Source organism: Actinosynnema sp. NPDC002837 (assembly GCF_040295345.1).
In the GTDB taxonomy this organism is placed as follows: domain Bacteria; phylum Actinomycetota; class Actinomycetes; order Mycobacteriales; family Pseudonocardiaceae; genus Actinosynnema.
The window spans coordinates 1-10,871 of record NZ_JBEOVG010000155.1 but is presented as its reverse complement, the minus strand read 5'-3'; the positions used below and the strand labels follow the sequence as shown (position 1 = coordinate 10,871).

General features: G+C 73.0%; 11 protein-coding genes and 1 pseudogene. 7 read left to right on the top strand and 5 right to left on the bottom strand.

From position 1 onward, the window contains the following. The first annotated feature begins 264 nt into the window (after positions 1–264). Positions 265–1,479 (top strand): mannosyltransferase, encoded by a 1,215-nt coding sequence (locus ABTZ99_RS43630; protein ID WP_498774266.1) that lies wholly within the window; start codon positions 265–267, stop codon positions 1,477–1,479. Here the strand turns inward: ABTZ99_RS43630 and ABTZ99_RS43625 are convergent. Continuing rightward, positions 1,435–1,728 carry a 4a-hydroxytetrahydrobiopterin dehydratase gene (locus ABTZ99_RS43625; RefSeq protein ID WP_498774268.1) on the bottom strand — a complete coding sequence of 98 codons (294 nt, stop codon included), beginning with the start codon at positions 1,726–1,728 and terminating at the stop codon, positions 1,435–1,437. The two genes, ABTZ99_RS43630 and ABTZ99_RS43625, sit on opposite strands and share 45 nt — an antisense overlap. A gap of 137 nt (positions 1,729–1,865) precedes the next feature. Between ABTZ99_RS43625 and ABTZ99_RS43620 the strand changes: the two genes are divergently transcribed. The 4 genes from ABTZ99_RS43620 (at position 1,866) to ABTZ99_RS43605 (ending at position 5,914) form a co-directional block, all read left to right on the top strand. Beyond that, positions 1,866–2,900, top strand: a complete 1,035-nt coding sequence (locus ABTZ99_RS43620; protein WP_499619014.1) for a thiamine ABC transporter substrate-binding protein — start codon at positions 1,866–1,868, stop codon at positions 2,898–2,900. Continuing rightward, a complete protein-coding gene (locus ABTZ99_RS43615) occupies positions 2,876–4,513 on the top strand; it encodes an ABC transporter permease (protein WP_498774272.1) in 1,638 nt (545 codons plus the stop codon). Before ABTZ99_RS43620 ends, ABTZ99_RS43615 begins: the two co-directional genes overlap by 25 nt. Next, positions 4,513–5,484: an ABC transporter ATP-binding protein gene (locus ABTZ99_RS43610; protein WP_498774274.1), complete on the top strand. Its 972-nt coding sequence runs from the start codon at positions 4,513–4,515 to the stop codon at positions 5,482–5,484. The genes ABTZ99_RS43615 and ABTZ99_RS43610 overlap by 1 nt, the downstream gene beginning before the upstream one ends. Positions 5,485–5,545: 61 nt before the next feature. Beyond that, positions 5,546–5,914 (top strand): YrdB family protein, encoded by a 369-nt coding sequence (locus ABTZ99_RS43605; RefSeq protein WP_499619011.1) that lies wholly within the window; start codon positions 5,546–5,548, stop codon positions 5,912–5,914. Positions 5,915–5,923: 9 nt separating this feature from the next. Here the strand turns inward: ABTZ99_RS43605 and ABTZ99_RS43600 are convergent, their stop codons facing one another. From ABTZ99_RS43600 to ABTZ99_RS43585, 4 genes are read right to left on the bottom strand one after another with little or no spacing between them, the layout of a single operon-like run. Further along, the gene (locus ABTZ99_RS43600) at positions 5,924–6,439 is read right to left on the bottom strand and encodes a GNAT family N-acetyltransferase (RefSeq protein WP_499619008.1); all 516 of its coding nucleotides are present in this window, start codon (positions 6,437–6,439) and stop codon (positions 5,924–5,926) included. Between the two features lie 15 nt (positions 6,440–6,454). Beyond that, on the bottom strand, positions 6,455–7,288 hold the full coding sequence (locus ABTZ99_RS43595) for an ABC transporter permease (protein WP_498774280.1): 834 nt from the start codon (positions 7,286–7,288) through the stop codon (positions 6,455–6,457). Next, on the bottom strand, positions 7,285–8,298 hold the full coding sequence (locus tag ABTZ99_RS43590) for an ABC transporter ATP-binding protein (RefSeq protein ID WP_498774282.1): 1,014 nt from the start codon (positions 8,296–8,298) through the stop codon (positions 7,285–7,287). The genes ABTZ99_RS43595 and ABTZ99_RS43590 overlap by 4 nt, the downstream gene beginning before the upstream one ends. Then, the gene (locus ABTZ99_RS43585) at positions 8,295–9,443 is read right to left on the bottom strand and encodes a LolA family protein (RefSeq protein ID WP_498774284.1); all 1,149 of its coding nucleotides are present in this window, start codon (positions 9,441–9,443) and stop codon (positions 8,295–8,297) included. The genes ABTZ99_RS43590 and ABTZ99_RS43585 overlap by 4 nt, the downstream gene beginning before the upstream one ends. A gap of 140 nt (positions 9,444–9,583) precedes the next feature. Here ABTZ99_RS43585 and ABTZ99_RS43580 point away from each other — a divergent pair, with 140 nt between their 5' ends. Both ABTZ99_RS43580 and ABTZ99_RS43575 read left to right on the top strand, forming a co-directional pair. Beyond that, positions 9,584–10,318: a response regulator transcription factor gene (locus ABTZ99_RS43580; protein WP_053723208.1), complete on the top strand. Its 735-nt coding sequence runs from the start codon at positions 9,584–9,586 to the stop codon at positions 10,316–10,318. Beyond that, positions 10,315–10,871, top strand: a pseudogene (locus ABTZ99_RS43575) (two-component sensor histidine kinase); the annotation flags it as partial. The gene ABTZ99_RS43580 and the pseudogene ABTZ99_RS43575, both read left to right, overlap by 4 nt.

Below are 10,871 nucleotides of genomic sequence, written 5' to 3'. Positions count from 1 at the left end.
GGGGGGGGGGGGGCTCCCGGCCCCCCCACCGCCCCGAGGTACTGTGCTGAAGGCGTCAGCGCACCTGGTTGCGGCTGTGGCGGGCCAGGGCGAAGACGCCCCCCGCGGTGGCGAGCATGGCCAGGGCAGAGACGGCGAACACGACGATGTCGGTGGTCATGCGATTTTTCCCCTTGCGTTGATCTCCCACTCGTCTTGACGTCCGGGTACCCGGTTTCGTGGCCCGACAGTCGTGTAATTCACACGATCGTGGAGGTAGAGGCAGTGGGACTGCGCGCACTTGAGGGGCGGGTGCTCGCCGTCGCGCCGTGGATCCTGGGCGCGTCCCTGCTCGGGCACCTGGCGATGGTGGCGTTCCAGACCAAGATGACCATGGTGGACCTGATGGTCTACCGGAACGCCTCACCCGAGCTGTTCACCGGTTTCCTCTACGACTGGCGGCTCAAGGAGTTCTCCGACCAGTTCGCCCTGCCGTTCACCTACCCGCCGTTCTCCGCGCTGGTCTTCGTGCCGCTGTCGTGGGTGCCGTGGGGCGTGGCCCGCTGGTTCTGGCAGCTCGCCTGCCTCGCCTGCCTGTGGTTCGTCACCCGCAAGTCCCTCCAGCTCGTCGGCAGCAACGACCCGCGCCGCGCGATGCTGTGGACCGGCCTGTTCGTGTGGGTCGAGCCGGTCCGCACGACCCTGAACTACGGGCAGATCAACCTGGTCCTGGCCGCCCTCCTGCTCGCCGCCATGGTCGACGCCCGCAACTGGCGGCAGGGCGCGGGCGTCGGCATCGCGGCCGGGTTGAAGCTCACGCCCGCCATCTCCGGCCTCTACTTCCTGGTCAACCGCCGCTACCAGGCCGCCGTGTGGTCGGTCGTGGCGTTCTTCGGCACGGTCGGGCTCGGCTACCTGATCTCGCCGCGCCTGTCGACCGAGTACTGGTTCCACCTGCTCGGCGACGCCTCCCGCGTCGGCCCGGTCGGTTCGGCGATCAACCAGTCGCTGCGCGGCGCGCTGTCGCGCACGGTCGGGTACGACATCGGGACCGGGCCGATCTTCCTGGGCGCCGTCGTGGTCGCCGCCGTGCTCACGGGGTTCGCGCTGCACGCGTCGGTGAAGGCCAAGGACGTGGTGGCGATGATCGTGTCCGTCCAGTTCCTCGGCCTGCTCGTGTCGCCGATCTCGTGGAGCCACCACTGGGTGTGGGCGGTGCCCGCGCTGATGTGGCTCGTCTACGCGGCGAAGCACCGGCTCGCCACGATCACGGCCGTCGCGTGGATCCTGGCGATCGGCAGCTACCTGATCTCGTTCCTGCTCAAGACGCAGCCGTCGATCTGGATCGTCTCGCGCCCCTGGTACTACTCGGCGCTGGGCTGGGTGTACCCGGCCGTGGGCGTGCTCACGCTCGTCACGGTCGCCGTGGTGCTCCGGCAGCGGACGTCGTCGACGTCACAGGAAGACGTCGAGCACCCCGTCGATCTCCTCCGCGAGTGACACGTCCAGCGCGGTGATCCCGCCGCTCGAGTGCGTGCCGCAGCGGAACGTGAGCGTGCGCCAGCGGATGTCGATGTCGGGGTGGTGGTTGTCGTTCTCCGCGATCTCCGCCACCCGGTTCACCACCTGCAGCGCCTGGGCGAAGCTCTCCAGCTCCACCGTGCGCACCAGCGCGGCGTCCTTCGCCTGCCACGAGGGCAACGAGGTCAGCGCGGCGGTCACCTGGTCGTCGGTCAGCAGCTCGGCCATGGCCCCGATCGTCCCACCGAGCGGGGTAAGCTGCGCGTTCGCCACGGGAGTCCGGTGCTGCGCCGGGCTGAGAGGAAGGCGCGCGAGCCTTCGACCGTCCACACCTGATCCGGGTCATGCCGGTGTAGGGAGAGATGATGTTCCGACGAGTGCTGCCCGCCGTGACCGCGTTCGCGCTGCTCACGGCCTGCTCGGTGACCACGTCCAGCACACCTCCGCCGGGGGAGCGGGTCGTCACGCTGGTGACGCACGACTCGTTCGCCCTCAGCCCCGGGCTGCTGGAGCAGTTCAAGGCCGACACCGGCATCACGATCAAGCCCCTGGCCAGTGGTGACGCCGGCGAGGTGACGAACAAGCTGGTCCTGACCAAGGACGCCCCGATCGGCGACGTCGCCTTCGGCGTGGACTCCACGTTCGCGTCCCGCGCCCTGAAGGAGGGGGTGTTCGCCGAGTACGCGAGCCCCGAGGCGCAGCAGGGCGCGCAGCGCTACCAGCTCGACCCGCCGAACCGGCTGCACGCCGTCGACGTCGGCGACGTGTGCCTGAACATCGACGTCGCGGCGTTCAAGGACGTCGGCGAGCCCAAGCAGTACGCCGACCTGGCCGACCCGAAGTACAAGGACATGCTGGTGGTCGAGGACCCGGCGACGTCCTCCCCGGGCCTGGCGTTCCTGCTCGGCACGATCGCCACGTTCGGCGAGCAGAACTGGCAGAACTACTGGGGCCAGCTCAAGGCCAACGGCGTGAAGGTCGTCAGCGGCTGGGAGGAGGCCTACACGCAGGACTTCTCCGGCTCCAGCGGCAAGGGGCCGCGGCCGATCGTGGTGTCCTACGCGTCGTCGCCGTCCGCGGAGATCGGTGACGACGGCACGCCGCGCACCAAGGCGCTGCTGGACACGTGCTACCGCCAGGTCGAGTACGCGGGCGTGCTGAACGGCGCGAAGAACGCCGAGGACGCGAAGAAGGTGCTGGACTTCCTGCTCGGCGAGCAGGTGCAGGCCGACGTGCCGGGCCAGATGTACGTCTACCCGTCGCGGGAGGGCGTCGCGCTGCCGGAGGCGTGGACGAAGGCCGCGCCGCTGCCCGCCTCCGCGCGGTCGCTGCCGGCCGCCGAGGTCGACGCGAACCGCGAGCGGTGGGTCCAGCAGTGGCGCGCGTTGGTCCAGGGCTGAGCACACGGCCGGGTCCACCCCAGCGACGACGTCCGAGCCCTCGCCTGGCCTGGTCGCTCGCCGCGCTGCTGCCGCTGGCGTTCCTGGGCGTGTTCTTCGCGTGGCCGGTGCTGGCGATCGTCGCGCTCGGCCTGGACGAGGGCGGCGTGCTGCCGGTCCTCGCCCGGGCCGACACGTGGGACCTGGTCGGGTTCACCCTCGGCCAGGCCGCCGCGGCGACGACGTTGGCGCTGGTCACGGGCCTGCCGGTGGCGTTCCTGCTGGCCCGGTGCCGGGTCCGGGGCACGGGGCTGGTGCGCGCGGCGGTGATGGTGCCGTTCGTGCTGCCGACCGTGGTGGTGGGGCTGGCGTTCCGGGCGTTGTGGCCCGACGGCGGCGTGCTGCCGATCGTGCTGGCCAACGCGTTCTTCAACGTCGCCGTGGTCGCCCGCACGGTCGGCGGCCTGTGGGCTCGGGTCGACCGGCGGGCGGAGGACGCGGCACGGGCCCTGGGCGCGTCCCGCGCCCGCGCGTTCACCTCCGTCGTGCTGCCGTCGTTGGCGCCGGCGATCGGGTCGGCGGCGTCGGTGGTGTTCCTGTTCTGCGCCACCAGCTTCGGCGTGGTGCTGGTGCTCGGCGGCGCGCGGCACCGCACCGTGGAGACCGAGATCTACCTGCGCACGGTGGAGCTGTTCGACCTGTCGGGCGCCGCCGCGCTGTCGCTGGTCCAGTTCGTCGCCGTGATCGCGGTGCTCGTGATCGGCGGCCTGGCCCGCCGCAAGCGCGAGAAGTCCCTGTCGCTGCGGATCGAGCCACCCCGCCGGCCCACCGGCGGCGAGTGGGGCGTGGTCGTCGCGGCGTGGCTGGTCGTGGCGGCGCTGCTGGCCCCGGTCGTGGGGCTGATCGCCCGATCCCTGGCCACCGACGACGGCTGGAGCTTCGCCGGGTACGCGGCGCTGGCGGGCACGGGGGAGCGCGGCACGCTGGCGGTGTCCGGGCTGGACGCGGCGCTGAACTCGGTGCGCACGGCCACCGACGCCACGCTGGTGGCGCTGCTGGTCGGCGTGACGTCCTCGATCGTCCTGGTGGGGCTGCGGCGGCACCGGTCCTGGTTCGCGGAGACCCTGGACACCGCGCTGATGCTGCCGCTGGGCGTGTCCGCCGTGACGCTCGGCTTCGGCTACCTGATCACGATGGACGCGCTGCCCGGCGACTTCCGCACCTCACCGCTGCTGGTGCCGTTGGCGCAGGCGCTGGTGGTGACCCCGTTGATCGTGCGGATCGTGCTGCCGGTGCTGCGCGCGGTGGACGAGCGGCTGCGGCAGGCGGCGGCGACGTTGGGCGCGAGCCCGTGGCGGGTGTGGCGCGAGGTGGACCTCCCGCTGGCGTCGCGGTCGCTGCTGGCGGCGGCCGGGTTCGGGTTCGTGGTGGCGCTGGGCGAGTTCGGCGCGACGAGCTTCCTGGCCCGGCCGGACGCGCCGACGCTGCCGGTGGTGATCGCGCGGCTGATGTCCCGGCCGGGTGAGCTGAACAGCCAGATGGCCTACGCGGCGTGCGCGTTGCTGATGGTGGTGACCACGGTGGCCGTGCTCGTGATCGAGCGGTTGCGCGTGCCGAGCGGCGGGGAGTTCTGATGTCGTTGCGGGTCGGCGGGTTGAGCGTGGCCTACGGGCCGGTGACCGCGGTGTCCGAGGTGGACCTGTCCATCGGGGACGGCGAGGTGGTGGCGCTGCTCGGGCCGTCCGGGTGCGGCAAGTCGACGTTGCTGCGCGCCGTGGCCGGGCTGGAACCGCCTACCGCGGGCACCGTGTCGTGGGACGGCGTCGACCTGGCCGGCACCCCCGTGCACCGGCGGGGTTTCGGGTTGGTGTTCCAGGACGGCCAGCTGTTCCCGCACCGCGACGTGGCGGGCAACGTGGCGTTCGGGCTGCGGATGCGCCGGGTGGAGCGGGAGGCGCGCGAGAAGCGGGTGGCCTCGCTGCTGGACCTGGTCGGCCTGGCGGGCTACGCCGAGCGCCGCGTGACCGAGCTGTCCGGTGGTGAGCAGCAACGGGTGGCCCTGGCCCGCGCCCTCGCGCCACGCCCCAGGCTGCTCCTGCTGGACGAACCGCTGTCCGCCCTCGACCGGGCGTTGCGGGAGCAGCTGGCGGTCGACCTGGCGCGGCTGCTGCGCGACACGGGCGCGACCGCGCTGGTGGTGACCCACGACCACGACGAGGCGTTCACCCTGGCCGACCGGGTGGCGGTGATGCGGGCGGGTCGCATCGTGCAGGTCGGCGAGCCGGCCGCGGTGTGGAAGAACCCGTCCGACGTCGAGACCGCCCGGTTCCTCGGGTGCGGCAAGGTCCTGTCGCCTGAGGACGCCGAGCGCTTCGTGGGCGTGCGGGCGCGGGTCGGCCTGCGTGCGACGGCACTGCGCGCCGACCCGGCCGGCGCCGTCGAGGCGGAGGTCCTGGAACGCGTCCACCGCCGCGACCACGTGCGGCTGCTCGTGCGGCTGGCGGGCGAGGACTTCGAGGCGGTCGCCCCGGTCGCCACCCCACCGTCACCCGGCGACCGGGTAACCCTGTCCGTGGACCACGACGGCGTCGCGGTCATCGGGTGAGCCGACCGCCCGGCGACGCCCTTCGCCCGGCCGCCTCGCCGCCGCACGTAGGCTCCCGGCCGTGACCTCCAAGCCGGTGACCGACCTGCGCGGCCTCGCGGGCTTCGTGCTGATCTCCCGCTTCCTCACCGAGCTGGCCCTGCTGGGTGGACTGGCCGCGGCCGGCGCTCGCCTCGGCGGCGGAGCGGTGCTCGGCGTGGCCCTCGCCGTCGTGCTGCCGGTGACGGCGGCGGTCGTCTGGGGCGCGGCCATCGCGCCCCGCGCGCGGCGGCGGCTGCCCGAGCCCGGCCGGTTCCTGGTGGAGCTCGTCCTGTTCGGGGCCGCCGGCCTGGCGGTGGCGCGGTCGGGGTGGCCGGTGGCCGGCATCCTGCTCGCGGTCACCGGGATCGGGTTCGCCGCCCTCACCAGGGTCTTCGCCAAGGACGGCTGAACCACGCCGTCATCGGGCGAGGTCGAGCGCGTACTCCACGTCCCCGTGCTCGGCGCCCTCGATGTAGTCGGGCCACTCCTCGTGGAACGTCCGCACGTGCGTCAACCCGACCTTCTCCAACACCCGCCGCGACCCGGTGTTCACCGCCATCGCGTACGCCACGACCCGCGTCAACCCCGTCGCGCGCCCGTGCTCCACCAACGCCGCCGCGCCCTCCGCGGCGTACCCGCGCCCCCAGTGGTCGGGGTGCAGCCGGTACCCCAGCTCGGCCACACCCCCGCCCGCCGCGCTCAGCTCGAACCACCCGATGAAGTCCGCCGACCCCTTCAGGTGCGCGGCCCACCACCCGCCGCCGAGCAGCTTCGGCAGCACGACCCGCTCCACGTCCGCCCGCGACACCGGCTTGCCGTCCTCGATGTACCGCATCACCCGCGGCTCGGCCAGCAGCCACGCCACCGCGTCCACATCGGACTCGACGAACCCGCGCAGCACCAACCGCCCGGTCTCCAACGACACCACGTCCACGTCGCCGATTGTCGGCTAGTTGTCCTTGGTGGCCAACCGCATTGCCGCCAACGACAGCCCGATCAGCACGTAGCACCCCGCCAACGCCGTGCTGCGCCACAACCCCTCGGTCGGCAACGGGTCGCGCATCACGTCGACCAGGCCCTCCCACGCGGACGTGATGAGGTACGGGTGCAGCCAGTCCAACGCGCTGAAGACGCCCAGCACCGCGAACACGATCACACCGGCCATCGTCGCCGCCATCACCACCAACGGGTGCTCGGTGCACGCCGAGATCGCCATCGCGATCGCCGCCACACCCCACACCTGCACGGTGACCAGCAGGATCGTCAGCACGATCCGCCCGAGCGCCGCGCCGAACGACAGCGTGGACCCCGACAGCGTGAGCATCCCCTCGCCGCCGAACAGCACCACACCGGTGATCGCGCCGACGAACGCGATCAACGTCACCGCGAACAACGTCATCGTGGCCACGCCGAACGCCTTGATCCCCAGCAGCCGCAGCCGACCCACCGGCGAGATCATCAACCCGCGCAACGTGCCGTGCTGCGCCTCGCCGGCCAACCCGTCCGCCGCCCAGATCGCGCCGACCAGCGGCAGCAGCAGCGGCAGCGCCAGGAACAGCGTGAACACCGGCAGCACGAGCCCGTTGCCCGCGATGATGGCGGCCAGACCCGGCCCCGCCGGACCGTCGCCGTCGGTGGCGAACCACAGGCCGATCCCGGCCAGGATCGGCACCAGGCACAGCGACGCCAGCCCGATCACCGTCCGCGGCCGGCGCACGATCCAGCGCAGCTCCGAGCGCAGTTGCCTGCCCAGCGGAGCGCGCGCGGCGACCAGCGCGCTCATCGGGACCCCTCCTCGATCGTGTCCACGGCGGACAGGTTGTGCTCGGACTCCTCGGCCTCGGTGAGCCGGGCGAACAGGTCCTCCAGACCGGTGCGGTGACGACGCGCCTCGTGCACCTCGACCCCCGCGTCCACCAGCGTCCGCACCACCACGGGCGCGGTCGTGCCGATCAGCTCGACCCGCACGCCCTCCTCGATCGGGCGCGCCGAGATCCGACCGGCGCGCAACGCGTTCAGCGCGTCGTCCACGTCCGGCGTGACGATCAGCAGCGCGCTGCTGTCCGCGTGCAGCAGCTCGGCCAGTTCCCCTTGCGCCACCACGGTTCCCCGGTGCAGCACGGCCACGTGCGTGCACGTCGCCTCGATCTCGCTGAGCAGGTGCGACGACACGACGACCGTGCTGCCCGCCTCGTGCAGGTCCGCGATCACCTTGCGCACCTCGCGCGTGCCCGCCGGGTCCAGCCCGTTGGTCGGCTCGTCCAGCACGATCAGCTTCCGCTTCACCAGCAGCGCCGAGGCCAGCCCCAGCCGCTGCTTCATGCCCAGCGAGTACCCCCGGTAGCGCCGGTGCGCGGCGGCGGCGAGGCCGACCCGCTCCAACGCGTCCTCGACGGCCTGCTTGATGTCGCCCGAGGCGAGCAGCGGCTCGAAGGCCGCCGCCCGCCGCAGATTCTCCCGCCCCGACAGGAACGGGTGGAAACCCGGACCCTCGACCAGCGCGCCCACGTGCGGCAACGCCTCCGCGACGCCGTCGGGCAACGCCTTGCCGAGCAGCTCGACCTCGCCCTCGGTCGGCCGCACGAGCCCGAGCAGCATGCGGATCGTGGTGGTCTTGCCCGACCCGTTGGGGCCGAGCATCCCGAGCACCGCCCCCCGCGGCACGTCGAGGTCCACCCGGTCCACCGCGACCGTGCGCCCGTACACCTTGCGCAGTCCCCGCGTCCGGGCCGCGTGGACCGGGGTGGAGCCGGTGCTCACCGGCTCCACCCGCGCGCTGGTCGAGGTACTCACTTGACCTGGCCGATCGCGTCCACGAGCACCTGCTCCGGCACCGCGCCCGCGGCCACCCGGCCGTCGTCGGCGATCAGCAGGCCGCCGACCCGGGTGGTGATGAGCGTGCCCGAGCCCCACTCGCCGCTGACCGGCTTGCCCAGCTGCTTGATCAGGCCCTGCACGTCGACGTCCCCGCCTTCGCCGCGCTCCTGCCAACGGCCCTCGCGCTCGCCCTGCCGACCCTGCTCGCCCTGCACGTCGGCGAGACCGCTCAGGGCCTCGTCCGTCACGCGGGCGGCCAGCACGACGTCCCAGCCCTCGCCGATGACCTGCGGGTTCGCCTCGGTGAACGCCCGCTCGGCGGCGGCCTTGTCCTCGGCCGACGGCTCGTCGACCTCGGGCTCGGTCACCTTAGCGCCGGCCGGCGGCGTGAACGCGAACAGCGACGCGTCCTGCGGGCCGACGTTCAGCTCGGAGAACCCGACCTGCATGGCAGGCGCGTCCGTGCCGTTGGTCAGCACGGCCACCCGCAGCGGCACCCGCAGCTCCGAGTCGACCGCGACGCGCACCTCGCGCAGCACCGTCTTCTCGGTCGGCTTCGGCGTCAGCACCAGCTCGTACACCGGCCGGTTCGCCACCCGGGCGGTGCCGTCGACGGTGACGTCGCTGTACTCCTGGATCGCCGCCACCACCTGCCGCGACAGCGTCACCGGGTCCGTCGGCACGGCCTGCTGCTCGCCGCCGAGCTCCGGCTTGCCGTGCTCGAACGCGCCGTGCGGCATCTTCGTCACGGTCTGCTCGGCCGAGTCCCACAGCCACGCCGTCTGGCCGTCGTCGACGAACGTGCGCTCGGAGTCGCCGCTGGGCAGCTGCACCCGGAGCTTGCCCTGGCCGTCGGTCCAGACGCGCAGGTTGCTGGCGCCGTCCGAGGCCTGCGGCACGCCGGCGATCGCCGGGATGCCCAGGTCGTTGTCCACGTCCACCGTGCCGCCGAACGCGGCCGGCTGGGCGTTCAGCACGGACTCGACCAGCGCCTCGGCGCTCACGTCCGGCAGCACCGGTGCGGGACCGGCGCCGGCGGGCATCGCGAGGAGCCCGAGCCCGGTCGCACCGGCGACCACGCCTACCGCCGCCGCCACGACGGTCACCCTTCTCCGGTTCATGTGTCCCCTCCTCCTACCGGGCAGCCCCTTGCGACCCGACAACCCAGACACTCCTCCGCGAGCCCTGAGATCGAGCTGAGAGCGGCCCGGACGCTGAGAGCGGACTGAGACTCCCGCGCCGATTGTCCTCCTCACGGGGCATGCTGTGGGACGTGAGACCACGGGTGCTGGTTGTGGACGACGAGATCGGCGTGCGGCGTGCGTTGGAACGCGGCCTGTCCGCGGAGGGCATGGAGGTGGTGACCGCCGCCGACGGCCCCAACGCCCTGCGCGTGGCGTTGACCGGCGCGTTCGACGTGGTGCTGCTGGACATCATGCTGCCCGGCCTGTCCGGCTACCGGGTGTTGCAGCGGATGCGCGCCGAGGGGGTGCGCACGCCCGTGCTGATGGTGTCGGCCAAGGACGGCGAGGTCGACCAGGCCGACGGCCTCGACCTCGGCGCCGACGGCTACCTGGTGAAACCGTTCTCGTTCGTGGTGCTCGTGGCGCAGGTCCGGGCGTTGCTGCGGCGCAACTCCGCCGACCTGGCGCGGCGCAGGCTCAAGCTGGGCGAGCTGGTGGTGGACCGCGCCATGCGCGAGGTGAGCTGGGCCGGCGAGCCGGTGTCGCTGTCGCCGCGCGAGTACGCCGTGCTCGACGTGCTGGCCAGCCGGGCCGGATCCGTCGTGACCAAGGACGAGCTGCTGCGCACGGTGTGGGGCGACGAGCAGGCCGCCACCCGCAACGCGGTCGAGGTCTACGTCGGCTACCTGCGGCGCAAGCTCGACGCGATGGGCGCGGGCGAGGTCGTGCGCACCGTGCGCGGCCACGGCTACCTGGCGTCCACGCCCGACCTCGACGCGGCGCTGGGTTCGGCGGGGACCAGGCGCAGGTGAACCCGCGCCGGTGGTGGCCACCGCGCCGGTGGTGGCTGCGGCGGACGCTGCGGTTCCGGATCACCGTCGTGGCGACCGGCGTGGCCCTGCTGTGCCTGCTCGCGTTCACCCTCCTCGCACCCCAGCTGATCGGGTACGTGCAGGTCAACGCGGTGGACCGGGAGCTGGCCAAGGCGGAGAACACGCGGGTGCTCGACACCGCGGGCAACCCGCTGGACGGCGGGCCGAAACCCGACCTGACCGCGGCGGAGATCCGCGCGCTCAAGTCCGGCGAACCCGTGCTGCGGATCGACGGCCCCAGCGCGCACCGGTGGGTCGGCCGGGTGGAGTTCGCCGCCGACGGCACGCCCCGGCTGCACGTCGCCGGCGACACGCTGGTCGGCTACCGCGAGGCGAACCAGCTGGGCACGCGGTGGCTCGCGGTGGCCGCGGTGCTGGTCGCGGGCCTGGTCGGGATCGCGACGTGGCTGGCCGTGCGGTCGTCGTTGCGGCCCGTGGAGCGGATGCGGGTGGCCGCGGCGGAGCTGCCGCGCGGCCGGCGGCTGCCCGTGCC